The 26737-nt window shown below is 28.6% G+C and carries 27 protein-coding genes, 2 tRNA genes and 1 other RNA gene; 16 read left to right on the top strand and 14 right to left on the bottom strand.

What is annotated here, in order from left to right; genetic code table 11:
• Both BZ132_RS07350 and BZ132_RS07345 read right to left on the bottom strand, forming a co-directional pair.
• Positions 1-466: hypothetical protein (locus BZ132_RS07350; protein WP_286940705.1), on the bottom strand; the 466-nt coding region annotated here is incomplete at its 3' end.
• A gap of 70 nt (positions 467-536) precedes the next feature.
• Entirely contained in the window at positions 537-1064 is a 528-nt protein-coding gene (locus tag BZ132_RS07345) for an ArsR family transcriptional regulator (protein ID WP_011407087.1), read from the bottom strand.
• Between the two features lie 286 nt (positions 1065-1350).
• Here BZ132_RS07345 and grpE point away from each other — a divergent pair, with 286 nt between their 5' ends.
• The 7 genes from grpE to BZ132_RS07310 all read left to right on the top strand — a co-directional run bounded on the left by grpE (position 1351) and on the right by BZ132_RS07310 (position 7108).
• Entirely contained in the window at positions 1351-1872 is a 522-nt protein-coding gene (gene grpE, locus BZ132_RS07340; protein ID WP_011407086.1) for a nucleotide exchange factor GrpE, read from the top strand.
• Between the two features lie 55 nt (positions 1873-1927).
• Positions 1928-3790 carry a molecular chaperone DnaK gene (dnaK, locus tag BZ132_RS07335; protein WP_369815009.1) on the top strand — a complete coding sequence of 621 codons (1863 nt, stop codon included), beginning with the start codon at positions 1928-1930 and terminating at the stop codon, positions 3788-3790.
• Positions 3791-4040: 250 nt separating this feature from the next.
• Positions 4041-5186 carry a molecular chaperone DnaJ gene (gene dnaJ, locus BZ132_RS07330; protein WP_011407084.1) on the top strand — a complete coding sequence of 382 codons (1146 nt, stop codon included), beginning with the start codon at positions 4041-4043 and terminating at the stop codon, positions 5184-5186.
• A gap of 110 nt (positions 5187-5296) precedes the next feature.
• Positions 5297-5686, top strand: coding sequence for a hypothetical protein (locus BZ132_RS07325; RefSeq protein ID WP_011407083.1), 390 nt, complete (start codon positions 5297-5299; stop codon positions 5684-5686).
• A 91-nt stretch (positions 5687-5777) separates the two neighbouring features.
• Positions 5778-6245, top strand: a complete 468-nt coding sequence (gene frhD, locus BZ132_RS07320) for a coenzyme F420-reducing hydrogenase, FrhD protein (protein WP_011407082.1) — start codon at positions 5778-5780, stop codon at positions 6243-6245.
• A gap of 123 nt (positions 6246-6368) precedes the next feature.
• Positions 6369-6511 (top strand) — tRNA-Trp (locus tag BZ132_RS07315).
• A gap of 42 nt (positions 6512-6553) precedes the next feature.
• Positions 6554-7108 carry a CDP-alcohol phosphatidyltransferase family protein gene (locus BZ132_RS07310; RefSeq protein ID WP_011407081.1) on the top strand — a complete coding sequence of 185 codons (555 nt, stop codon included), beginning with the start codon at positions 6554-6556 and terminating at the stop codon, positions 7106-7108.
• On the opposite strand, the gene BZ132_RS07305 is transcribed toward BZ132_RS07310, so the two are convergent.
• The 6 genes from BZ132_RS07305 to BZ132_RS07280 all read right to left on the bottom strand — a co-directional run bounded on the left by BZ132_RS07305 (position 7100) and on the right by BZ132_RS07280 (position 13462).
• Complete coding sequence (locus tag BZ132_RS07305) at positions 7100-7510, bottom strand: hypothetical protein (protein ID WP_011407080.1); 411 nt, start codon at positions 7508-7510, stop codon at positions 7100-7102. The two genes, BZ132_RS07310 and BZ132_RS07305, sit on opposite strands and share 9 nt — an antisense overlap.
• A complete protein-coding gene (locus BZ132_RS07300) occupies positions 7503-8858 on the bottom strand; it encodes an AIR synthase-related protein (protein WP_011407079.1) in 1356 nt (451 codons plus the stop codon). The genes BZ132_RS07305 and BZ132_RS07300 overlap by 8 nt, the downstream gene beginning before the upstream one ends.
• 114 nt (positions 8859-8972) lie before the next feature.
• On the bottom strand, positions 8973-9575 hold the full coding sequence (gene hisH, locus BZ132_RS07295; RefSeq protein ID WP_369815011.1) for an imidazole glycerol phosphate synthase subunit HisH: 603 nt from the start codon (positions 9573-9575) through the stop codon (positions 8973-8975).
• An 81-nt stretch (positions 9576-9656) separates the two neighbouring features.
• Complete coding sequence (locus tag BZ132_RS07290) at positions 9657-10682, bottom strand: sugar phosphate nucleotidyltransferase (protein ID WP_011407077.1); 1026 nt, start codon at positions 10680-10682, stop codon at positions 9657-9659.
• A 533-nt stretch (positions 10683-11215) separates the two neighbouring features.
• Entirely contained in the window at positions 11216-11596 is a 381-nt protein-coding gene (locus tag BZ132_RS07285) for a hypothetical protein (protein ID WP_011407076.1), read from the bottom strand.
• Between the two features lie 81 nt (positions 11597-11677).
• Positions 11678-13462, bottom strand: coding sequence for a DNA-directed DNA polymerase (locus tag BZ132_RS07280; RefSeq protein ID WP_011407075.1), 1785 nt, complete (start codon positions 13460-13462; stop codon positions 11678-11680).
• A gap of 107 nt (positions 13463-13569) precedes the next feature.
• On the opposite strand from BZ132_RS07280, the gene BZ132_RS07275 reads away from it, so the two are divergent.
• The gene (locus BZ132_RS07275; RefSeq protein WP_011407074.1) at positions 13570-14181 is read left to right on the top strand and encodes a GNAT family N-acetyltransferase; all 612 of its coding nucleotides are present in this window, start codon (positions 13570-13572) and stop codon (positions 14179-14181) included.
• A gap of 12 nt (positions 14182-14193) precedes the next feature.
• Entirely contained in the window at positions 14194-14826 is a 633-nt protein-coding gene (locus BZ132_RS07270) for an MBL fold metallo-hydrolase (RefSeq protein WP_011407073.1), read from the top strand.
• Positions 14827-14853: 27 nt separating this feature from the next.
• Here the strand turns inward: BZ132_RS07270 and BZ132_RS07265 are convergent, their stop codons facing one another.
• Positions 14854-15534: a TrkA family potassium uptake protein gene (locus BZ132_RS07265; RefSeq protein ID WP_011407072.1), complete on the bottom strand. Its 681-nt coding sequence runs from the start codon at positions 15532-15534 to the stop codon at positions 14854-14856.
• A 175-nt stretch (positions 15535-15709) separates the two neighbouring features.
• Here BZ132_RS07265 and BZ132_RS07260 point away from each other — a divergent pair, with 175 nt between their 5' ends.
• From BZ132_RS07260 to BZ132_RS07250, 3 genes are all read left to right on the top strand, one after another.
• Positions 15710-16726, top strand: a complete 1017-nt coding sequence (locus BZ132_RS07260) for a UPF0104 family protein (protein WP_286940704.1) — start codon at positions 15710-15712, stop codon at positions 16724-16726.
• A gap of 62 nt (positions 16727-16788) precedes the next feature.
• Positions 16789-17670, top strand: coding sequence for a formylmethanofuran--tetrahydromethanopterin N-formyltransferase (gene fhcD / locus BZ132_RS07255; RefSeq protein WP_011407070.1), 882 nt, complete (start codon positions 16789-16791; stop codon positions 17668-17670).
• 16 nt (positions 17671-17686) lie between these two features.
• Complete coding sequence (locus tag BZ132_RS07250) at positions 17687-19150, top strand: NAD(P)H-hydrate dehydratase (RefSeq protein ID WP_112149764.1); 1464 nt, start codon at positions 17687-17689, stop codon at positions 19148-19150.
• On the opposite strand, the gene BZ132_RS07245 is transcribed toward BZ132_RS07250, so the two are convergent.
• The gene (locus BZ132_RS07245) at positions 19147-19395 is read right to left on the bottom strand and encodes a pro-sigmaK processing inhibitor BofA family protein (RefSeq protein WP_011407068.1); all 249 of its coding nucleotides are present in this window, start codon (positions 19393-19395) and stop codon (positions 19147-19149) included. The genes BZ132_RS07250 and BZ132_RS07245 overlap by 4 nt on opposite strands.
• A gap of 114 nt (positions 19396-19509) precedes the next feature.
• Between BZ132_RS07245 and BZ132_RS07240 the strand changes: the two genes are divergently transcribed.
• Positions 19510-20106, top strand: a complete 597-nt coding sequence (locus tag BZ132_RS07240; protein ID WP_233144175.1) for a methylated-DNA--[protein]-cysteine S-methyltransferase — start codon at positions 19510-19512, stop codon at positions 20104-20106.
• A 117-nt stretch (positions 20107-20223) separates the two neighbouring features.
• Here the strand turns inward: BZ132_RS07240 and BZ132_RS07235 are convergent, their stop codons facing one another.
• Complete coding sequence (locus BZ132_RS07235) at positions 20224-21435, bottom strand: bifunctional 5,6,7,8-tetrahydromethanopterin hydro-lyase/3-hexulose-6-phosphate synthase (protein ID WP_048059920.1); 1212 nt, start codon at positions 21433-21435, stop codon at positions 20224-20226.
• A 225-nt stretch (positions 21436-21660) separates the two neighbouring features.
• Here BZ132_RS07235 and hypF point away from each other — a divergent pair, with 225 nt between their 5' ends.
• Positions 21661-23973, top strand: coding sequence for a carbamoyltransferase HypF (gene hypF / locus BZ132_RS07230; protein ID WP_011407065.1), 2313 nt, complete (start codon positions 21661-21663; stop codon positions 23971-23973).
• A gap of 12 nt (positions 23974-23985) precedes the next feature.
• Here hypF and BZ132_RS07225 read toward each other — a convergent pair whose 3' ends face one another.
• Entirely contained in the window at positions 23986-24963 is a 978-nt protein-coding gene (locus BZ132_RS07225; RefSeq protein WP_112149763.1) for a M24 family metallopeptidase, read from the bottom strand.
• A gap of 155 nt (positions 24964-25118) precedes the next feature.
• Here BZ132_RS07225 and BZ132_RS07220 point away from each other — a divergent pair, with 155 nt between their 5' ends.
• Entirely contained in the window at positions 25119-25529 is a 411-nt protein-coding gene (locus tag BZ132_RS07220) for a hypothetical protein (RefSeq protein ID WP_011407063.1), read from the top strand.
• A 13-nt stretch (positions 25530-25542) separates the two neighbouring features.
• Positions 25543-26010 carry a hypothetical protein gene (locus BZ132_RS07215; protein WP_011407062.1) on the top strand — a complete coding sequence of 156 codons (468 nt, stop codon included), beginning with the start codon at positions 25543-25545 and terminating at the stop codon, positions 26008-26010.
• A gap of 147 nt (positions 26011-26157) precedes the next feature.
• Here the strand turns inward: BZ132_RS07215 and rnpB are convergent.
• Together rnpB and BZ132_RS07205 are read right to left on the bottom strand one after the other, a co-directional pair.
• Positions 26158-26506: RNase P RNA component (gene rnpB, locus BZ132_RS07210), an RNA gene on the bottom strand.
• A gap of 25 nt (positions 26507-26531) precedes the next feature.
• Positions 26532-26606, bottom strand: a tRNA-Met gene (locus BZ132_RS07205).
• Between the last annotated feature and the right edge of the window lie 131 nt (positions 26607-26737).

The following is a 26737-nucleotide window of genomic DNA, read 5'->3' as shown; positions in this document are numbered from 1 at the left end:
TTGGTGTTGGATTTGGGTTATTATTAGGATTGTTACTTGGATTGTTATTTGAATTTGGGTTGCTTTGTCCACCATTATTTTGGTTTTGTCCATTTGCTTGGCTATTTGAGCTTTCAGTAACAAGTATGGGTGAGTCAGAACTTATAAGTGCACTTCCACTAGTTGCACTGTTTTGTGTTCCTTCTTGGTTATCTTTATTGTTTTGACTGTTTTGTCCTGCTTGTTGAGAAGCGTCAGTAGCTTGTTGTCCTGTTTGTTGTTGTGCATTTTGAGGTCCATTATCTAGGCTATTTGATGAATCTCCAGTTGATGCGGGTGCTGCAAGTGCATCTGTCACTGGTGAATCTTCTTGTTCTATACTAGCTAATGGATTTAATAAATTATCATTTATATTAATTTGATAGGTAGCTGCTACTATTCCTATAAGGGCTACTATTACAATAGATAATATTATTTTTTTATCCATTATTTCACCTATAGAGTTATTTTTTATTTAGCATTTATCAATATAATACTTTATAATATTAAAATATATTTTATTTGTTATATAAATTTTTTAGTTGGTCTATTTTAACTTCAGGTATTGCTTTTGTCTGTGTGATATCAGTGATTATAGTTTTTGTTTTGTGTTTTTCAGGGTTTTCAACTTGACTTAATAATTCTTCAGCATATCTTAGAGCATTTTTATATTTTCCTATTATGGTTCTTAGGTCTTCTATTGCTTCATGATCTCCCATATATAATCTTTCTTCTATATTATATAATTCTGTAAATTCCTCACCCATCATGTGCATATTGATAGTGTCTGGTTTTATGAATATTTTTATTTCTATATCTTGGGATATTTCATAATATTTTCTTGGTCGTCCCCTTTCTATTTTTTTGTATGATGGGTTTATAAGTCCAAGATCTTCCATAGCTTTCAAGTGACCTATGATTGCTTTTTGGCCTATATTTAGTTGTTGTGATATTTGACTTACAAAACGTGGTTCTTCTGTAAGTAATGCTAATATATCTCGTCGTGTTTTGCAGCCAATTACATCAAGTACTGCTTCTAAATCCATATTATCATCTTCTTATTTTTTACCTACTTATTATTATATTCATGTAAATATATAAATATTACCTAAGGTTACTAAAATATCCAAACATTTATATAGTACTTCATATTTATTTAATAATATCGAAAAATACTTTTGTAACTAAAAGTTATTAAAATACAAAAAGTATATATAACATTTTGTTACTAAATTATAATTAGCAAAAGAAAATATTTTATAACTTGGGGTTACTATAATAAATAAGCCCTTAAAAATAATAAAAGTATTAACACTAAATAAGGGTGAATACATGACAGAAGAAGAAAAAACAAAAAGTGAAGCAGAAGAAATAGAACAAAACAACAAGGAAGAAGAACAAGAAAAATCAGTAGAAGAACTTCTTGAAGAAAAAGAACAAGAAATACAACAATATAAAGATAAACTACAAAGAATACATGCAGACTTTGAAAACTTCAAAAAACGTTCTATTAAAGAAAAACAAGAATTTGTCAAATTTGCCAATGAAGGCTTAATACTTAAAGTACTGGAGGCATATGAGGATTTAGAAAGAGCTCTTGAAGTTAAAGAAGATAAAAACTTAAGAGAAGGTGTAGAGCTTATCTATAAAAAACTCACAAAAATCTTGGAAGATGAAGGAGTAGAGCCAATAGAAACAAAGAATCAGAAATTTGATCCATATAAACATGAGGCTCTAATGACTGAAGATAATGATGATTATGAGAATAATGAAATCATCCAAGACCTACAAAAAGGATATACATTAAATTCAAAAGTCATACGATACTCAAAAGTTAAAGTATGTAAAAAATAAAAATTATTTATTCATTTAAATTACAATAATAAAATAACTATTAAAAAAAATAAAGGTGATACACATGGCAGAAGAAAAAGTAATAGGAATCGACTTAGGAACTAGTAACTCAGCAGCAGCTGCATTAATTGGTGGAAAACCAACTATCATACCAAGTGCAGAAGGAGCAACTCAATATGGTAAATCATTCCCAAGTTATGTAGCATTCTCAGATGATGGGGAAGTTTTAGTAGGAGAACCTGCAAGAAGACAAGCAGTAACAAACCCAGAAAACACAATTAGTGCAATTAAAAGACATATGGGTTCAAACTATACAGTAAATATAAAAGGAAAAGATTACACTCCTCAAGAAATTTCAGCATTAATTCTTCAAAAAATTAAAAAAGATGCAGAAGCATTTTTAGGAGAACCTGTTAAAAAGGCTGTAATTACAGTACCAGCATACTTTGATGATAACCAAAGAACAGCAACAAAAGATGCAGGAAAAATTGCAGGTTTAGAAGTATTAAGACTTGTAAATGAACCAACAGCAGCAAGTTTAGCATATGGGTTAGATAAAACAGATGAAGAAGATGTAAATATATTAGTATTCGACCTTGGTGGAGGTACACTTGATGTAACAATTATGGAATTTGGAGAAGGAATCTTCGAAGTAAAATCCACAAGTGGAGACACTAATCTTGGTGGAACTGATATGGACACTGCATTAATGAAATACATAGCAGAAGAATTCAAAAAAGAAAATGGTGTAGATTTATTAAATGATGATCAAGCAGCTCAACGTTTAAGAGAAGCAGCAGAAAAAGCAAAAATTGAATTGTCCACAACATTAACAACAGATATAAACTTACCATTTATTACAGCAACACAAGCAGGACCTTTACATTTAAATATGAGTTTATCTAGAGCAAAACTTGAAGAAATTGTTGATCCAATTATTCAAAAATGTGGAGCTCCAATTAAACAGGCAATTGATGATGCAAAATTAGAAAATAATGAAATTGACAGAATAATTCTCGTAGGTGGACCAACAAGAATGCCTTCCATCCAACAATATGTAGAAGACTTTGTAGGTCAAAAAGTAGAAAGAGGAATTGACCCAATGGAATGTGTAGCATCAGGAGCATCTATTCAAGGTGGAGTATTAGCTGGAGAAATTGATGACTTAGTATTACTTGATGTAACACCTTTATCTTTAGGAATTGAAACAATGGGTGGAGTAGCTACAAAACTTATTGAACGTAACACAACAATTCCAACTAAGAAAAGTCAAATATTTACAACAGCAGCTGATGGTCAAACAAGTGTAGATATTCACGTAGTACAAGGTGAAAGACCAATGGCTAATGATAACACTACTCTTGGAAGATTCCAATTAGTAGGTATTCCATCAGCACCTAGAGGAACACCACAAATTGAAGTAACATTTGATATAGATGCAAATGGTATAATCAATGTATCAGCAAAAGATAAAGGTACAGGTAAAGAACAACAAATAACAATCACATCATCTAACAAATTATCAGATGAAGAAATTGAACAAAAAGTAAAAGAAGCAGAAGCTCATGCAGAAGAAGATAAAAAACGTCAAGAAGAAATTGAAATTAGAAATACTGCAGATTCATTAGTATACACTGCTGATAAAACTTTAGAAGAACTCAAAGATCAATTAGGTGAAGATAAACAAACACTCATAAAAGATCAACAACAAGAACTTAAAGATGCAATAGAAAAAGATGACATTGACTTAATTAAAGAAAAATCTGATGCATTAGATAAAACAATACAAGAAATTGGTGCAGAAATATATCAACAAGCTGCACAAGCTCAACAACAAGCTCAACAACAAGCAGATCAATCAGATTCAACACAATCTGATAATGATGACACAATCGATGCAGACTTTGAAAAAAAATAAATAAATTAACACATAGATTGAAGGATTATTGTTGAAGATTTCTTTAACAATTTCTTTTTATATATCAATTAAGTTAAAAGAAAATATTTAATAACCGTTTATAAATAAATTTATCTTAAAATTAATTAGCTATAAGAAAGGATAATTTCTTTTTAAATCTTAAAGATGTAAAAAAGAAGGGTATAGTATAGGAAGATTTTTCCTATACTATTTTTTTTTATTTATTATTTTAATAGAAAGGGGCAATACTATGGCAGATAAGAGAGATTATTATGAAGTATTAGGTGTAGATAAAAACGCTGATAAGAAAACAATTAAAAAAGCTTATCGAAAATTGGCTATGAAATATCACCCAGATGTAAATCATGAGGAGGGTGCTGAGGAAAAATTCAAAGAATTAAGTGAAGCATATGGTGTACTATCTGATGATGAAAAAAGAAAAAGATATGATCAATTTGGTCATGCAGGTATGGACGGATTCAGTCAAGAAGATATCTTTAACAACATAAACTTTGAAGATATTTTCAATGGTTTTGGATTTGGTGGTGGATCCCAAGGTGGATTTGGAAGTATTTTTGACCTATTTGGATTTGGTGGAGAATCATCTGGTCCTTCTGGAAGAGGGCAGGATATTTCACAAATAGTAGAATTAACACTTGAAGAAGTAGCTAGTGGTGTATCTAAGGATTTAGATGTTAGACATAAGAAAAAATGTCCAAAATGTAATGGAACTCGTGCAGAACCAGGGTCTTCTGTAAAAACATGTCCTCAATGTAATGGTGCTGGACAAGTAAAACAAGTACAAAACACTCCACTTGGACAGTTTGCAACAGTTTCTAAATGTCCTCAGTGTAATGGTGAAGGGCAACACGTTGAAAAACCATGTACAGAATGTCATGGTTCTGGATTAAAAACAACCACCAATAAAATTTCAATAAACATACCAGCTGGTGTGGAAACTGGAACAAAACTACGTGTTTCTGGTGAAGGTGATGATGGAATTAGGGGTGCTCCTTCTGGAGATTTGTATGTAACTATAAAAGTTTTAAAACACGATCTATTTAGAAGAGAAGGCCAAGATTTATTCTATGATCTACCAATAAGTTATGTGCAAGCATGTTTAGGAGATTCTGTTGATGTTCCAACAATTGATGGTGAAGCTTCTCTTAATATTCCAGCAGGTACACAAAGTGGAAGTACATTTAAATTAAGAGGAGAAGGTATTAAGAGTCTTAACTGGTCAGGAAAAGGAAACTTGTATGTTAAAGTGCAGGTTGTTGTTCCTAAAAAATTATCTGCTAAACAGAAAGAAGTACTTAAAGAGTTTGCTGATGTTAGTGGAGAAGAAATATCTCATGTTAAAAAAGGACTTCTTGATAAAATTTTTACTAAATAATCTCATCCATTCAACCCCTTCTTTTTCAATATCTTTTTTTTGAAATTTATAAATAAACATAATAATTATTTTAACACATATATTAACACTAATGTTGTGGAGGTATAGTCATGATTATTAGTAATGAAATTAAAGTAGATTTATTTTTAAATGATGATGAATATGTTAATATTTCATTAGATAGACTAGAATTATTACTTAGCCCATATAAAGAAAAGGTGCAAGGATTGTTACATCCTAAAGAAACACTTTCTATTAATAATGCCTATATTTGTTTTTCTGATGATGATGAAAAACATGTATTTTACTGTAAAATATATAAAACAAGTGTTGGTCCAGATATATGGATTTTATTATTAGCTGATAAAAGAGAAGGTTATGCATTATATAAAAATCCACTTACAAATAAACTTGAACTTGCATGGTATAGAAGTGATTTGCAAGAGCCATTAAGTAAAGAAATGGAAAGAATGAAAATTACATGTTATATTCCTAAATAATTTTTAAAAATAATCATATACTATTATTAATATAAATAACACTATAAATATAGAAAAAATAATAAAGATAATAAATTATGGAGATTTTATTTTGACATACGATGCAGAAGTACTAGTAGTAGGATGTGGAAATGTTCTATTTAAAGATGATGGATTTGGACCAGCTACAATAGATGAAATTGAGAAACATCTCAAAGAAAGACCATTACCTGATAATGTAATGACAATTGATGCAGGTACAAGTGCACCCCACTATCTTTTTTCATTACCAAATCCAATGTGGAAGAAAATAATCATACTTGATATTGCAAACTTTGGTGGAAAACCAGGAGATATTAAAATCTTATCAAAAGATGAAATGCCTGTAGGAAAATATCAGGATCCCCATTCAATATCTGTTGTAGATCCATTAGATGAATTAGATGATGTTGAAATAGTTGTTATTGCATGTCAACCTGAAAAAGTATCATCACCATTTGTAGAATATGGATTATGTGATAGTGTAAAAGAAGGTATGTCCAAAGCTATAGATTTGGTATATGAAGAAGTTAATATATAAAATAGAACTCTTTTTTCAATTTTTTTTAATGATTTATAACCTAAAACTATATATAATACTTTTTATATAATTATAAATAATCCTAAAAACTCGTTTGAGTCTTAACACTTAAATAGCACATATGGGGTTATAGTGTAACCTGGCATCATCTGGGACTCCAGTTGTCTTTGAAGAACGCGCGCATGCTGAGGCATACCGATGATGATCGATTGGAGTGCTGAGACAAGAGAAATCCTAGGATCGGGGTTCAAATCCCTGTGACCCCATTTTTAAAAAAAACTATTTTTATAAAAATTTAATATAAAAACATGTATGATCTATTTAACAATGCAAATAAATTATCTTTTCTAAGAATAATATTATCTATATTATTTAGTATAGGACTTTGTGATTTGTATATAAACAATAATAAAATCAGCATAATACTATTAATTCTATTTATAATAATATCATTAACAGACATATTTGATGGAAAAATAGCTAGAAAAAACAATCTCACATCATCTTTTGGATCAAAATTAGATGTTATTGCAGATATTACATTTGTATTATTATCATACATAGTGCTTGTTTATGTAAATAAAATACCATCATGGTTTTTAATATTAACAATAATAGTCTTTAGTGAATTTATATTAACATCATCAATACTTGCAAATAACAAAGATAAATCATTAATATTTGATAAAATAGGAAAATATTTTGGAGTAATATGTATGGCAATACCAGGTATGGTCCTATTTTCTAATATAATTAACTGTAACTATATTGTAAATATAATCATAATTATAACTAGTATAATGGGCATAATATCCTTCATATCAAGATTAGTGAAGTGTTATAAAATAAAGAAATTAGATTAAAAAATCTAATTCAAAAACATGTCCATTCACAATTTTTCTACCACTATATATTATTTTTTTATTATCTGATGTTTTAAGTAACAGTTTGTCTGTTGTAATATCCCTTAGAATATATTCATATCTGGTATTGTCTGATATAATATGTTCTGTTATATTTAAGAGATTACTTTCTAACTCAGTATTAATATCATCTATCATAGTTAGAGAATATAGAATACTTTCATCATTATAGGGCATAGTATCTAATAGATTTAATACCTCATATGGTGTTTTATAAGTATTATCTAATTCATATACAGTACTTTCTTTTTCTAAAATATTAAAACAGACTATCATAATAATAAATAGAATAATTATTGCAAGTACTCCATCATATAATAGAAATTGTCCTTTTTCATTCATATCTACTTTTTATCCATGATACAATCTCATCTTTTTTCTTAATAGATTCTACTGTAGCATGATTGATTGTTTTTTTATTTTCTTCAAAGTCCACTTCATTTATTGAATCAATAACTTTCTTTATAGGGGTATATGCAGCTTCTCTAAATTTTGGAACTAATTGTTTAATATTACCAGATTCATCCTCAAGATAGGTTTTACCAGTATTTGTTATTTTTCCAATAACATCTGTTTTAATCTTATTTTCATTTAATAAACGAATAATAGTATCTGATTCTTCTTCTGAAACAATTATCATTAATGAATCAACTGAAACCCCAAGAACATCTATATCTAAATCATCTAACATATTATAAACCTTTGAATTTATAAGATTTTTAATATTTTCACTATATAAATGTATTCCAAGTCCTGTTGTTTTATTAATTTCATTAGAATCACCAATTATTCCACCATTTGTAATATCGGTCATCGCATGAATTTTATCTTCTGATGGATAGTTATTTAGTAGTTGTGATGCTTTTATAAACTGAACATTAAGTGTTTCTTTTATGACTTCAGGATAATTATTATATATTGAAGTTGTTGTGATTGTTCCACCACCACAACCTTCTGTCATAAGAATCAAATCACCTTCTTTTGCATTACTACGTGCTTTGGGTAAGGTGTTGGATGATCCAACAGCACCAACAGCACCAACTAATCTATCACCTAAAACCATATCGCCTCCAATACGGAGGGTACTTCCAGAAACTAGTGGGACTTGTGTTAATTCTGATACTGCACAGATTCCTGCAGTATAATCTAATATTTTTCCAACATCTCCATCATCTGCAAGATGAATATCACTTATTAATGCTACAGGATTTGCGCCCATAACACATACATCACGTAGTGTGGCTCTTGCTGTATGAAATCCTGCAAGAAATGGATAATCACTTAATCTTGAATGAATTCCATCTATTGCAGTGGTTATATAATAGGTATCCTCTACCTTTACTACTCCTCCATCATCTTGGGCTGTAGGATTTACTATGGAGGAAGTGTCAGTATTTTTAATAATCTGGGCAATTTGATTGTGTACATAGAAATCTCCTTGTCCACGTGATCCTACACCAAATTCGCCCATATGGATATTTGTTTTTGGATAATCTAATAATTTTTTTAATTCAGTTTTATCTAAGTTTTCTGTTGTTTTTACTTCATCATACACAGTTTTACTTAATAATTTTGCTTGTTTGGAGTTAATATTCTTGTAGTATTCGATTATTGTTGTGAGTTTTTCAATTATTTCATTTTCATCTTTTTGTTGTCTCATATTTTTCTTTACAAATTCTTCAATATCCATATACATCACTAAAATTATTAATTTTCATAAAATTTGTATGATTATATCTATATATCATACTTTGTTATTATTATATTAATTTCTAATATTATAAAAAATAAGAAGAAAAGGTGGTTAATCTATGGTGTTTATAAATTTACGTAGAATATTTAATCCTGCTTTTCCACTTTTTTCTGGATGGAATTGTAGTGCATGAATATTATTCTTTCCAATAGCAACTGGAATTTTTCCACCATAATCAGTATATGCAGTTATTATATTTTTATCCTCAGGGTCAATATAATATGAATGAACAAAGTACATATAGTTATTGTCAGCTTCAGATAGAAGAGTAGTGTTATTTGAAGTAGTATCATTTACTTCTATAGTATTCCATCCCATATGAGGTATTTTATATTCTGGAGGTAAGTTAAATTTCTTTGCACTACCATTAAATATATCCAACCCCTTAATATCAGGACTCTCCTGACTACTAGAAAAAAGCATATGTAATCCTAAACAGATTCCTAGTAAAGGTTTATCATCATCTATATGATTATATACAACGTCCTTATACTTAACAAGATTCTTCATAACTGCACCAAATGCACCTACTCCTGGTAATATTAATGCATCAGAAGTTTTAATTTCATTTATATCAGAAGATACTTTTACTTCAACATTTAAACGTTTTAAAGCATTATATATGCTCCTTATATTTCCACTGCCATAATCAATAATAGTTATATTACTAATAAAACCACGTCTCCATAAATAATTTTAAAAAAAGTAAAAAAGAATTTTTAAGATAGATTCAATCTATCTTTTACCACTAGGTGTTTGTGAATCATAGAAATCTTTTATTCTAATTGTATCATCTAAGTCTGGTGTAGATACTTCATGTAATACTGTGTTTTCTATAGCAACAATAGTATGTGGTGTTTGTGGTTCTATTCTTACAGTATCCTTTGCTCCAAAATATTCTTTTTTGTCTTCAAATTCTATGTAACCTTTTCCACTTACAATGTACATTGTTTCATCTTTATTTGGATGATAGTGGAAGCTTGTCTGATAACCTTCTTTAATAAATAATTCTTTTGTAAGATATTTATCAGTATATATAAGTACTTTCTCATATCCCCATGGCTTATCTTCTCTGTTTTTATATTCATTTTGTACTTGCTGTAATTCTTTTGACGTGTCTACTGCCATCCAAAATAAACCATTTTCCTTATAATATCCAAGTTTCTTATCTTTTGCTAATTCAGGGAATATTGTTTTTTCAATATCTCCTGTTTTATATGATCCGAAGTCTAACTTACCTTTTGAAAAGTATATTCCACCATTTATATAGTAATCAAGTAATGGTTTTTCCTTGAATAATACTATTTTATCTCCACTTAATTCAACTATACCATAAGGTGATGTCATTTGTGTTACAAATATTGTGAAATCAAATGGTGATTTTTCACCATCTTCTATCATTTTTTTAATACTTAAATCTGCAACAACATCTCCGTTTCTTATTACACATTGTGTGTTATCATCCATGTGTTCCATTCCTAAACGTATGGCATTTAGTGTTCCAAGAGGTTTTTCTTCTTTAACATATTCAATTGTAACGCCCATATATTCATTACCATAACGTTCTTCTATTTTTTCTCCAAGGAATCCAGTCAATAATATTACTTTATTAACTCCTGCACTTTTAAAGTCAAATATTTGTTTATCAAGTATTGTGTAATCTTCTTTTAGTTCTACTAATGGTTTAGGTACTGTTTCAGTTACAGGTCTTAATCTTTTTCCAAAACCACCACATAGTATCATTCCCACTGTGTCTTTCATTTGGATCACTCTGTTTATTTTAGTAATATTTTTTTTTATATTATAAAATACTTTATATAAAAATATTTTTTACTATTTAAACTTCTTTTTTTTATAATAAATAAAGATTATTACAATTAAATATTCAAGAAAAATCAACAGTAACATAATCAATTCAATTATATTTAGAATAATGGGGAGTATCATTTTAAAAAAAAAGTATTTATTAAATAACAAAAAACCATTTTTAATTTCTTATTTTAAAAAATTTCTAAATTAATTCAAGAGTATTTATATTAATTGTGTGTTTTTATATTAAATCATATAAATTTTATTTAAATTCAGGTATTTTTATATAATCCCTTTAAATAGAAGCTTTTTTATATATACATACATCTAAGTGATGACATATTCATATGATACTTATGAATAATTTTTTTTCAATATGGGGTAGAGTAGTCTACTTCAATTTATTTTTTTTTAGTCTGAAATTTTATTAGAAACTAGCTATTTAATGGAATTATTTTCAATAAAAATAAAAAAAAGGGTGGAGTTTATTTTTTAGCCTTAATAACAATTCTTTCAGAGATTACTTGGGGTGGAATGGTATTTGTAGGGTCACCTACTGTATAAACATCAATTTTACAACCATTTTTTATGCTAGACATATTTACAGAGGTTTGTTTACCATTTTTATCTTCCTTGTATATTTTAGTGTTTTTTCTAATTATAACTGATGTATTTGAAGAATTATTTGTATCATCATATAAGTAAACTGTTCCTATTGTTGGATTTGTACTGTTATTAACTGTTGTGTTACCAACAACAGTACCTGAAACATCAGGTAATTGATCTATTGTTGCACTGTATGCACCATATGCTATTCCTGCTAATATTACTATAAAAACAATAGTTTGTAAAGGACTAAGCTTCATAAAATATACTCTTTATATTTTTTTTAATAATTATTATGTATTTTTTAACTTATAAATATTTTATAAATTATCTATTTTTTTTCAATCATCTAAATTACCAATATATGTAGCATAAAATCCATCAGTATCTGCATATATTGGTTTAAAACCATATTCTTCTGATTTTTTCATTGCATCTTGAATATATTCCCTTCCCCAAGCAGTTATGGCAGCAGCACATTCTTTTTTATACCATCTAAATCGCGCATATCCATAAGCTCCGAACATTGAATTTGCTAAACGTTTAAGTCCTTGTTGTTCGAAGTCATATGCCTTTTTCTGTTCAGGTACAGTTTCTTCATACATTAATTTTTTAATTCTTTGTCTTTCATCAAGAATATAACCAATAATTGAAGGAATAAAACCTTTTGGTTCTTTTAAAAATTTATAATCTGATTCTGGACATAAATGATATTCTGATTCATCTAGCGTATCATCAGTAGTTATAGTATCTGGAGAGATATTTTGAGCAATAATTACTGAAGGATATAGGCTTTTAAAATCTAGATATGCAATATGTTCAAATAATCCTTTTTCAGGTTCTTTAACATAGCCTCCTGCTACCTTTTTAGAACTTCTTCTTTGAGTATATTCATTAGTAGTTGGTTTATTTGGTATTATGTTGTTTTTTTCAAATGCCTTCCATATAAGATACCATTCAACCATTTGTCCGGTAGTCATACGTGCAATGTCAAATAATGGTTGACCAACTAATCTTGTTTGTGCAACAGTAAGGGGAGTTAATTTATCTGCAATTTCTGTTGTTGTAATAGCATCATCCATTGAATAATCAAATAATTTCTCTAATAATTCATTGTCAGAATCCCAGTATTCAAATATCTTATCTCCAGGTACATCTATCTTTTCAATATCAAATAATTCTTTATATACACGTTCTAATGTGTAACGATCTAAATTCATGTATTGCCTTACAAGAAGGTATAAGTCTACATGTACACGGCCTCTTATAAGGCCTGCATTATTAAATCCTCTTTTTATGAATTTAATACTTGATTTATCAATTCCAAGAGGTAATTTAATATTAAGTGTATCTGCTCTTTCTTTAATATATGGTAAATCAAAGTTATCAGAGTTATATCCTACAAGCATATCAGGATTTTCTTCTTTAATAATTTCAACAAATCGTTTTAACATATCCTCTTCAGTAGGTAATGTTTCAACAAAATCTTTACTTGATTTTTTTGTAGATAAAACCTTTTTAAAACCATTATTACCACATAAACTCATCATAATAATGGCATCTTTTTTAGCAGAGGGCATACCTTCAGCATTATAAACTTCTATATCAAAACTTAATATTTTATTCTGATTTACAATCTCTTTAGTATCAATTGGGTTTTCTTCTAATTTAAATATAATAACATCATCATCAACATCAAAATCCATATCTTGGGTTTTTCCATGAATTTCTATAACATTTGTTGGTGTTATTTGTTTATCAATTAAATATCTTCTATAAAATGGTATATCATATTCTCTTATTTCTCTAACAGTAGGTAGTTCACGTATAATATCACGTAATTTTGGAACTTCTTGTGGATGAATTAATGTTGCCTTAATATATTCACGTTTAACTCCAATATCTATTTTATCTTCTAATTCTAAATCATCTATACCTAATTGGCGTAGTTCAACTAGACATTCATCTAAATTATTTGGTAAAATATATAAATATGGTTTAAATGTTGTGTCATATGCAATAACATTTTCATTTGTCTTAGAGTCTCTACCAAATAATCGTATTACTGGTTTTTCATCTCTTGTTATATAATCAATATCATTTAGAACTATAGTTTTAGTTTCCATAATACTTAATTATTTATAAAATAGAATATTAAAAAGTTTATATCAAATAAAAGAGAAGTATTAATAAATACTATAATAAAAATATAAGCTTTAAAGAAAATGATATTATGACTAATTTTAGAAATTTAAATGATTATGATGATGTTGGTGAGATTGCAACATGGATATATAATACTGATGAATTTACATTTAATCTACTCTTTTATAATGATAAAGTACGTGCAATCACTGCTATTGAGAGATTAATAATGAGTGATTATATAAATCCTTATCATAGAAATTTTATCACAATATTGTATGATGAGAATCCAAGGGATATTGAAGGAATTGCTGTATCATTTAAGGGTTCTGATTTATCTATTAGAAATACATATAAAGCTTTATATGATACTTCATGTACTAGTTTACCTTTAATTATACAAAATTCAATAGTAGGTATGTTATTTGCATCACATATTAAAAGTAATGAATACTATATTGGAAACTTATATACTAATCCAGAACATAGAAAAAAAGGTGTTGGAAGTAAATTAGTTAAAAGATGTATAAAAAATGCGTATATATTAAAATGTGATGCAATATTATTGGATGTTGAATTTAAAAAACCAGGATTACTAAATTTTTATGGTAAACTTGGTTTTATGCGTGCTGAAAATCATTATCATAAAATATTAGGAACAACATATGGTTGTTATGGTATGAAATATGAATTAAAATAGGTGGGATATAATATGGAAAAAGTAGATGATATTACAATAATTTTAGGAAAAGAAAGAGATTCAAATACATATGTTATTGGGGATATGCTAATTGATCCTGGAACAGGACTAAATAACAAATATTTAATAGATTCAATAGAAGAATCTGGAATATCAATGAATGATATTACAAAAATTGTAAATACACACTGTCACTTTGATCATATGGGTGCAGATAAATATTTACAAGATAAATATGGTTATGATATATATATGCATCCATTAGATTTGGAAACTGTTAAAAATAAGGATGAAAATGCAACAGTAGCATCATCATTTGGAATGAAAGTTCCTGATTTAGATATTAAACCATTAAATGAGCATGACATGGTTAATGGATATGAAGTATTACACACACCAGGTCATACACGTGGTGGTATTTGTTTATGTAATGGAAAAAGTTTAATAAGTGGAGATACACTCTTTTCTGGAGGTAACTTTGGAAGAACAGATCTTCCAACAGGAAGTATGGATGATATGAGAAAATCCATTTTACATCTTGCAGATTTAGATGTTGTTCAATTATTCCCTGGTCATGGGCCATATGCAATATCAGCTGTAACTGAACAAATATCATTAGCTGTCATGTTAGCTTCACGTTTATAAACACAATAAATTCCTTTTATTATTTTTTTATATTGAGCTAAGAAGACCACTTTTTGTGAAATATTTTTTAACTTTTTTAATTTTATTTGATTTAACAAGAACTGTTATCTTATCATCTTTTGATAAAACAATATTATTTTGGGCTATAATATCTTCATTGTTTTTGTTACATAAGACTATGATGAAATCTTTTGATGGACTAATTTGACCTATTTCTTTACCAACAACTTTGCTGGACTTGACTGTGATTTCTACTAGTTCCATATCATCAGAACCTGTTGTTAACATTTTAACAGAAAGAGAATTGATAATTAACTTTTGAATATCCATACAAGTTGTAAGTTCAGGACTTACTACTTCATTTAGTCCTAATTTTTTAAACATCTTTATATGTGATGGATTGGCAGTTCTAGCAATTATTTTTTTCAGATGATATCCTTGAGATAAAATACCAATAAGTAGATTTACTTCATCAATACTAGTTGCAGCCACAATGATATCAGCATTTTCAATACCTGCATTTTCAAGCACAGTTTTATTTGTAGCATTACCCCGAACAATATCCACTGTTTCATATTTTTCTTTAATTAAGGATAATGCTTTTTTATTATCATCAATAAGAGTTATATGATAATCTTCACGTTTATTTAAAAGATCAATTAAGCGAATACCAACTCTTCCTCCACCAACTATGATTATTTCTTCCATTTATCACATCTCTTTGTTATGAATATAATTATACATTATATTTGAATTTACTTAAATAATTATAATTTTATTATATTAATAAGACATATATTATATAATAATATTAATTTTTTTTAAATAGAATTAATAAGTCTTAGGATTTGTTATTAGATTTAAAAAATTTATAGGAGATAACATGAATTATAAAAAAGTATTTGGTTTACTGTTAATTGGATTAGTTGTACTGGCAGCAATGATTATATTCATAGGTCCGGGGGAGATTATCAGTGCTCTTAAACAGGCAAATATGAATTATGTACTTCTAGCGATTATTTTACAAGTAATTACAATGATTTTATGGAATCTAAGATGGAGTGTTATCTTAGGTGGATTAAATATAGCTCATAAAAAAATAACATTATTTGCAATGTTACTTGTAGGTTTAGCAGTAAATAACTTGACACCAAGTGGTCGTGGAGGTGGAGAACCGGTTAGAGCATATTTATTAAGTAAAAATACAAATTCTTCGTTTAAAACAACATTTGCAACAGTAATGGGTGATAAATTATTTGATATATTCCCTTTTACTATACTTGCTATTATTGCAATGATTTACCTAATATTTACAATACATTTAAGTATAGTTATGCTTGCTACATTGATTTTTGCAATTATATTATTTGTTGCATTACTCATATTCATAGTATATATTTGTATTAATGAAACCTTTGGTGTTAGAGTTATTCGTTGGGTATTTAGACAGTTAAATAAAGTTATAAAACGTAATATTGAACCTTATGAAATAAAGATATTAAATTCACTTAAAGGATTTCAAACAAGTCTTTTATATCTATTGAAGAATAAGCAGATATTTGTATCTGCAATTTTTATATCTTTCATTGCATGGTTTTTAGAAATTATGAGAATGTATCTTGTATTTATGGCATTTGGAGTTCAAGTATCAATAGGTATGGTAGCAGCAGTATTTTTATTATCTACACTTGTGGGTATGATTCCTACATTACCTGGGGGATTAGGTGCTATTGATGGAGTAATGATTCTAGTATATTCTTTATCAGGAATACCACCATTTATTAGTACAGCAGTAACTCTTGTTGAAAGACTAATATCATTCTGGATGGTTTCAGTGTTAGGTTTATTAACCCTTCCATATTTTGGTACGGGAGTGTTAGATGAAGTAGATATTAATTAGAAAACAAAAAAAAATATTTTATTTTTTATCTTTTTTTTAGAAAAATTTAGGAGTATTTAATTATGAAATTACCAATAATAGAAGATACATATGCAGAAGCATTTAATACAAAAGCAGCTCATTTGTTAATTACTGCTGCAACAAAGAATTTAGCATTCACTGCTGCAACAGAAGCAACAGGATTTGCAACATCATTTATAGGATGTCCAGCAGAGGCTGGAATTGATAAGTACATATCACCTGATAAAACACCAGATAATAGGCCAGGTTATTCCATTATAATTTGTCAAAATAAGATAAAACAGGTTGAACAACAACTATTAGAACGTATTGGACAGTGTGTATTAACTACTGCAACAACCTCTGTATTTAATTTATTACCTGATTGTGATAATAATACAAATCTTGGATTTAAATTAGCATTTTTTGCTGATGGATATCAGGAAAAAGTAGAGAAATATGGAAAAACATTGTATAAAATTCCAATAATGTCTGGAGATTTTCTAATAGAAGAAGATTTTGGAATAACAAATGCAGTGGCTGGTGGTAATTTATTTATCATGGCAAAAACACAACAAAGTGCGTTAGTAGCTGCAGAAGCAGCAGTTAATGCAATAAAAGAAATTTCTGGAGTTATATGTCCATTTCCTGGAGGAATAGTTGCATCTGGTTCTAAGGTTGGATCTAAAAAGTATAAATTTATGAATGCAACTACAAATGAAGGGTATTGTCCAACATTAAAGGATAGAATATCTGATTCTAAATTACCAGAAGATGCAGAAGGTGTTTATGAAATAGTATTTGATGGATTAACCGAAGAATCCATATCTAAAGCTACACAAGTAGCAATTAAAGCCATAAAAACAATACCTGGGGTAATTAAAATATCTGCCGGTAATTATGGTGGAAATCTTGGAAAATATAAGATAAATCTCATAGAATAAGGGAGTTTTTGATAATATGAAAGGGGTATTAACACCTATTGAAATGAAAGCAGTGGATAGAAATACAGAATATAATCATATACCAACAATAGTATTGATGGAAAATGCTGGTTCAAGTATAGCAGGATATATAATGAATAATTTTCCAGATAAAAAGAAAATTTCCATATATTGTGGTACTGGTGGAAATGGTGGGGATGGATTTGTTATTGCACGACATTTATTAAATCAGGGTTATAAAATACATTTATTTCTATTATCTAAACCTGAGAATATTAAAAATAAGGATTCAAAAACTAATTGGAAATCAATTAACTTAATATCTAAAACTGATAAAAATCTTAAATTATCCAAAATTACAGATTCTAGTCAATTAAAGCCAGATAATTCTGATATAATTATAGATGCAATATTGGGAACAGGTGTTAATGGGAGATTAAGAGAACCTATATCATCTGCTATTGATAATATTAATTATTCACCAGCAATAGTAATATCAGTGGATGTTCCATCAGGTTTAAATCCAGAAGATGGTGTAGTTTATGATAAATCAGTTGTTGCACATACAACATTAACACTTCATAAACCAAAAACTGGATTAAAACTTGCAGATAATAAATATGTTGGAAATATTGAAGTATTGGATATTGGAATTCCTTTAGTATCAGAGGAATATACAGGAGTAGGTGATTTACTTAAATTAAAAACTCCAAGTACATCTTCACATAAGGGTGAAAATGGTTCTGTTTTAATTATTGGATCAAATCCTGATTATATTGGAGCAGTTATATTTGCAGCAGAAGCTGCTATTTCACGTGGTGTGGATTTAGTATTTATTGTAGCTCCTGAATCCTCTGCAAAAATAATAAAACAATATAATCCAGAGTACATTGTTAAAAGTATTGAGGGGGATGTATTAAATATGGATGGTTATCCTATTATATCTGAATTAATAGATAGGGTAGATTCAATATTAATTGGTTCTGGCGCAGGTCTTTCAAGTCAAACTGGTGAATTATTTAATAAGATAGTAACTTCTACTGATAAAAAAATAGTAATTGATGCTGATGCTTTAAAATTAGTTGATAAACAGAATATAATCGATTCAAATACTTTAGTAACACCACATACACGTGAATTTAAGGAATTTTTCGGATGTGATCTTCCTGATAAAAGAGATGATAAAATTAAACTTTTAGAAAAATTATCAAAGGAATATAATACTGTTATTTTATTGAAGGGTGTTGTTGATATTGTAGTATCACCTGATGATTATAAATTAAATAGTACTGGTAATCAAGGTATGACTGTTGGTGGTACTGGAGATTTACTTGCAGGTTTATGTGTAGGTATTTCAACAAGAAATACTCTTTATGAATCTGCATATATTTCAGCATTCATATTAGGTAATGCTGGTGATAAATTAGTTGAAGAGTATGGATTTAATTATACATCTAGTGATTTATTAAAGATTATTTAGAATATAATTGATAATAATACAAGAAGTATAGTTCCTAAAATTCCTCCAAAACCTGAAATTAGTATGGTTATAAGGTTAATTGGTATGTGAATACCTGGTATTATATTAACAATAACTAGTGTAATCCATCCCATAGCAAGGTGTGTTATTATTTTTAAAATAGTGTCACCATTTTCTATTAGGAGTTTAAGTCCAATAATTGCTATTAGTATGAGTATGAGTAATGTTATTAATTCAATTAACATATTTTATTCCTCCTTACTTTTTTTATAGATTTTATTTTTAATTCATATATATATTTATATCATGTCTTAAATAATTAGTAATTAATTGTAATGAATGTTTTTCATAGACAGGAGGTGTTAAATTTAGGCTCACTTAAATATATGGTTTTCAATTCTTTAATTGGGGAAATAGCTATTGTATGGGATAAAAATGAAATAATAAAACAAGTGGTACTTCCAGATTCAAAGAGTCGAAAACACAATTATGGGGACATACAATATCATGGAGTTTTACATGAAGTACATCCAAGTAAATACATATTAAAAATCATGTCAAATATTAAAGAAATTATTATGGGACATGATATTAAATTTGAATTAAATCAATTAGATTTAAATGATCTTACACAATTTCAAAGAGAAGTACTATTAAAACAAAATGAAATACCATATGGAATGGTAACTACATATAAGAAATTAGCACAATTAATAGGACGACCTAAAAGTGCAAGACCAGTAGCAAATACCCTTGCATCCAATCCATTTCCATTGATAATTCCATGTCATAGAACAGTAAAATCTGATTGGACATTAGGTGGATATAATGGAAGAAAAGATGGTTATTTTAAAAGATTCATACTAGAGAATGAGGGAATTCGATTTGAGGATGATGTAATCAAACAACAGTATCGTTATCCACAAGAAGATGTGGAAAGTATGAATAAAATCTAATTTTTTTTAAATATATAACTTATAACTTATTACAAATAACTTATAACATATACTAAAAAATAAATTCAACTATACAAAAACAATTACAAAAAATAAAAAGAAGAAAAAAAAGAAAATCTAAATTTTTTCATCCTCATCAAGAGCTAATCTCATTGTATCAGAATCTTGAGGTAAGTATCTGAGGAAATCTTCAGCAGCTCTTCTAACATCAGATGAACCAATAATATATCTTCCAGCAATAATAATATTAGCACCATTAGCTAAGGCAGTATCAACTTTTTCAGGAGTTACTCCACCAGCAACAGCAATTAAACCTCGTTTACCAAGTTTAGATTTAATATCTTTGATGTTACCCCATTCAGATTGTTGTTCACCATCATTATCTCTCATAGTCTCAGAATCAATATTTCTGTGTAATAAAACTATATTAGGTTTTAATTTAAGTTCTTCAAGTTTGGAAGGAATATCACTTACATTCATCATATCAAGAATAGAGTAAATTCCTTGTTTAGAACATTCATGGATAGCTTTCTCAATGGATTCATTGGTTCCAAGACCAGAAATAGCAACAGCATCAGCTGTTTCATCAGCAGCCATTTTAACTTCTACTCTACCAACGTCTAAAGTTTTAAGATCAGCAATAATGAAAGCACCCGGTCTTTCTTCTCTTATTTTACTGATAATTTCAACACCAAATTTTTTAACTAAAGGTGTACCTGCTTCAATAAGAATTCTTTCACGTTTAGGTAAATCTCTTATAATACTACGCATTCTATCTTCATTATCAAGATCTAATGCAACTTGTAAGTAAGGTGGGTTCCATAATTTCATAGCTTTGAATCCCATAATTGGATGTGTTCCTCTGTCTTTTTCAGCTAAAACCTTATCAACAGAAGGATATTTATCAAATGCACGTTTAATAGCTAATTTAGTAGCACCATAATTGTATTGGTATATTTTACGGTAATCCTTAGCAGAAGGATCAATAAATACATTAACCATCAATACAATATCTTCCACAATATCCTTTGGAATTATTTCTTCTTCAACAGCATCTGCTACAGCACGACCAACAGCAGTTTGAGCTGGACCAAATATTTTACTTGCATCATCTAGATTTTGTACAGTTACTTTAGGTACAATAAGAGTAGCAGGTTTAGTAGGTAAGTTTGGTCTAATAACAGATAATAAAGGAGTATGACCAACACTCATACTTGCCATGTTAGTTGCAAAAGCAGTACCAACAGGTCCTTGTTTACTACCAACTATAAGATCAATATGTGCTAATTCAGGTCCATCACCAATTAAAGCTTCACCTATCTCATATATATCAGACATTAATTATATTCTCCATTTTATTCAATTATAATCTTTTTTCCATCACAAGATGTATGAATTATAAAAAAAAGTTTTTCAATAATATTATATTTATATATTTATAATTATATATTTTCACTAATAAAAATTATTTCTTATCAACAAAAAAAAATACAAAACTAAATAAACAAAACTCCAAAAAAATTATATTAATTAAAAAAAAGAATGTGGGAAAAAATGAAACAATACACTGCAAATCTATTAGTAGATGGAATAGTTCAAGGAGTAGGATTTAGACCTACAATATACAGGCTAGCAAAAGTAATGAAACTAAATGGTTATGTACGAAACATGGGAAACATAGTAGAAATAGTAGTACAAGGAACATACGATGATATAAAACTTTTTATAGATCAAATACAAGAACATAAACCAATAAGATCTGAAATAAATAATATACACGTAGATATACACGAACAAACAACACCAAAATACAATGACTTCACAATAGTAAATAGTAGTAATGAAATATCAGGAACAGCAGTAATACCACCAGATATGAGTATATGTGATGAATGTCTAGATGAAATATTAGATACAAACAATCAACACTACTATTATCCATTTACAGCATGTACAAACTGTGGGCCAAGATTTACAATAATAGATGAAGTACCATATGATAGAAAAAATACAACAATGAAGAAATTCCCACTATGTAAACATTGTAATCAAGAATATACAAACCCACTAGATAGAAGATATCATGCAGAAGCAACATGTTGTCCAGATTGTGGACCAGAGGTGTATTTGTATAAGGATGGAAAAATACCTACAAGAGATCCAATAAGACAAACAAGTCAACTAATAGATGAGGGAAACATAATAGCAATAAAAGGAATAGGTGGAACACATCTTGTATGTAAAACATCAACAGATGATGCAATAGAAAAATTAAGAGAAAGATTAGGGAGAAAAACACAACCATTCGCATGCATGACACCAGATATACAAACAGCAAGTTTATTTGTTACATACACACAACAAGAAAAAGAAGTTCTACAATCAGTAGCAAAACCAATAGTAGTACTAAATAAATCCCCTGAATACAATCTATCACCACAACTATCACCTAATCTACATAATCAAGGGGTAATGTTGCCATATACAGGACTACATCATTTACTATTTAAGTACACATTAGAACCAGCATATGTGATGACATCAGCAAACATGCCTGGAAATCCAATGTTAATAGATAATAAAGAAATAACAACTAAATTAGAAGATATAGCAGACTACTATCTCTTACATGATAGAAAAATACTAAACAGGTGTGATGATAGTGTAATTCGATTCAGAAATAACAAACCCTCATTTATAAGAAGATCAAGAGGATATGTACCAAAACCTTTTGACTTTACAAAAATAAACACAACAAAAAATATACTAGCACTTGGACCAGAACTAGATGTAACATTTTCAATATTAAAAGAAGGAAAATGTTATCCATCCCAACACATAGGAAACACATCAAAATACAAAACACTAGAATTTATGAAAGATGCAATAAAACACCTTCTAAAACTAACAAGAACGGATAAAATAGATTACATAGTAGCAGATATGCATCCAGAATTTAACACAACAAAACTAGCAAAAGAACTATCAAAAAAATACAATACAGAACTCATACAAGTACAACATCATCATGCACATGCAGCAAGCCTAATGTCAGAACATCAATTGGATGAAATGGTAGCAATAACAGCAGATGGAGTAGGATACGGGGAAGATGGAAATATATGGGGTGGAGAAGTCCTATATTTAAATAACACTGGAGAATATAAAAATCATGGAGGACTCACACTACAACCAATGCCTGGAGGAGATCTAAGTACAAAATATCCAATAAGAATGGCAATGGGAATACTATATAATATCATGGATACTGAAGAATTAAGAAACCTTATGAAAACAGATTATTCAGATTACTTTAAATATGGAGAAAAAGAAGTAGATATAACATTAAAACAACTAGAAAACAACTTCAACACAGCACAAACAAGTAGTATGGGGAGAGTACTTGATAGTATAAGTGTTCTTTTAGGAATTAGTAAAAATAGGGGATATGAAGGAGAATGTTCAATGAAACTAGAATCAGTAGCAAGAGAAGGATTTGATCTACTGAAAATAGAACCAATATATGAAATTAAAAATAACAAAACCCTAATAAACACAAGTAAACTACTATATGAAGTAGTAAAACTAATGAAAAGTGGTGTAGGTATAGATGAAATAGCATGTGCAGCACAAAGAACATTAGCAGAAGCACTATCAAAAATAGCCATAAACACAGCAAAAGCATACAATACAAAAATAATTGGAGTAACAGGCGGAGTATTTTACAATGAATACATATCAAAAGTAGTTAAAGAAACACTAACAAATGAAGGATACACATACATACAACACAAACAAACATGTCCAGGAGATGGAAGTGTATCAATGGGACAATGTGCAATAGCAGGATGGAAAACACAAGAATAAAAAAAATAAGTGTTACAAAGTAGTAACACAACATCCATCCTTTTCAACAATAATAGTATGCTCAGTCTGAGCAACCATACCATCAGTTTTTTCTTTCAAAGCATTGTATGGATAAATAGATCTAGAAGAAATTAAAGGACGTATAGCCCTATTTAATCTATGTTCATCATAAACTTCAAGTAAATGTCTTCTAGCAAAAGGGAAATAACATAAATTATTTCCAATATAATTAAGTAAATGTTTAGAATCAGGTTGTCTCATAGGCCTATTTCTAAGGAAAGAATAAATATAATGCTGGGGAATATCATTTACCAAACCAACACCATTAGTAGCAAAAGGTTCAACAGCAATATGATCTCCCTCTTTTAACTCATGATTACTACCATCTGGATAATTAGGAATGGAAAGACCAGCATGTAAATTATTCTGCTCTAAACTATGGCCAGTAAGATTAACAATAGGATTATATCCAAGATCATTCATAGTTTTTTGAACTTCGTAACCAATTTCATTTAAAGTAACTCCCTCTTTTATAATACTAATAGCATTTTCTAATGCACAACTAGAAGCATTAATAATAGCACGTCTTTCTTCAATTTCATCCTCGCTAACAACAGGATTACCATCATCTAATCGACCTGGCATATTATAAGCTTTACCCTCCTCATCAACAAGTTCTCCATTATCGCCCTCAACAATAACAGTAACAGCAGTATCAGAAATATAACCATCAACTTCAGCTCCAAGATCAATCTTTACAATATCACCATAACAAAATCGTGTATCATCACTAGGAGCAGAAGTATAATGAGCAGCTATTTGATTGATAGAAACATTACATGGGAAAGATAATCCAGCACCAGTACTTTTAATTTCTGATTCAATCCACTCCACAAGATCAATTACTTTCATACCTGCAGTAATTTTCTTTACAGCCTCTTTTCTAACTTTTGATGCAATTTTTCCTGCTTTTTCATATTTTTCAAACATTAATATCACGGTCTAAATTTTTAAAACTAATTATATTTTTACTATATTTATTAATTTAAATATATACTCTTATAAAAGTATAATTAATTAGATAAATAATATAATAGTAACAAGTAATGAATTTACTAAAAATAAAAAATAAAAGAGGTTAAATTATGAATATAGCCTTCACTGAAGAACAATTGATGATAATTATTCTATCATTACTTTTTGTAATAGCTATAATAGTAATAGTTATAGAATGGCGAAAAAATGCAGTCTCTAAAAACAACGTTCTACTACTTGAGAAAAAAACAGAACTTAAGAAAATAGAACTTGTTGAAAAAGATTTAGAAAATAAAAGAAGAAAAGAAGACATGTCCGACTTATCAGAAGAAGATCAGGAAAGACTAAGACAAATCAGAATAAACACTGCTGAAATCATAGGAAAAGTAGGTCTATTAAATACTGAAGTAACAGAAAAGGTAGAACAATTAGAAGCAAAAAGTGAACTATTAAAACTTCAAAAATTATCAGAACAACTCAGTAAAAAAGAAGAAGAAATAGAAAAAGCTCTAAAAAAATAAAGGAAGTTAAAATATGGAAGCAGCATCAATTCTTGCTATAATAATATTAATAATAGCAATATTAATAATGATATATTACTATCTGCAAATTACCAACAACCAAATATACCAAAATATTCATTCACAAGCTACAGGCATATCCTCAAGAGTAGGACAAGAAGAATACTTTACAAACATCACAGATAAAATGAATGATTTTAGTGGAAAAATCAAAGATAGAATACAAGATGAAGAAGATGAAGAACATATATCTAAAGCAGATGTAATTTCAAATAAAATAGATCAATTTATTGATGAACAAAGTGAACAAGTAATAGCAGATTGGGATTTAGTAACACACAAAGACTTAGATTCAATAATAGAAAAATATGATTCAATTGAAAAAGATCTCAATCAATACAAACAAGACAACAATAACAGAGTAGAAACAATAGAATCAAGATTGGATGATATTGATAAAAAACTTGAAGAAATGGAATAAATAACTTATTCCAACATCTTTTTTTTAGAAACGTGCAACAATCCAATTAATAGGACAAAATAATTGTCGCGCACACATTAAGATAAAAAAAGTATTAATAAAATTAAAAAAAATAAGATATTGTATCATAATAATTTAAATATTATGGCATGCTGAGAGTAACCCACCTCATGTTTTTTGCAGTATTTATCTTAGCAAGATACCTTTTGTCATATTATAACAACAATAGAACATAAACTCTAAGAGAATAATATTCTCTATCACCATAAATGACAATATTTACTTTTGCACTCCATGGATTGATCGTTTCATCGATTATCTATGTTTGGCATCATCAACCTAATTGTATCATCTTTCAAAACCAGATTAAGATCTATCGTATCGTTTCTATATCAGTATCACACTTCTCAGTGTATGTCAATTAAGAACATCATGGTTTTATATAGTGGATGGAGTTTCCTCAGTGAAATTCACCGTTAACTGCACTTCAGCTTACCACAAATCTAAATATAAATTAAAGATAGCAGGGCCTAGATTTGAACTAGGGCTCTCGGGGTTATGAGCCCCGCGGGATCACCAGACTACCCCACCCTGCTATAGAATAAAATAGTCAACTCTAACTAAGAGCTATATTATAGTTTATTCCTAACTTATATATAAAGATTGCTATTTTAATATTATATCTTCAAGAATGTTACACTTGAAATCATTGACTACATTCCTAAAT

Source organism: Methanosphaera sp. DEW79, from assembly GCF_003266085.1.
In the GTDB taxonomy this organism is placed as follows: domain Archaea; phylum Methanobacteriota; class Methanobacteria; order Methanobacteriales; family Methanobacteriaceae; genus Methanosphaera; species Methanosphaera stadtmanae.
Note: the sequence above shows the minus strand (reverse complement) of the source record. Positions and strands in the feature narration are given on the sequence as shown.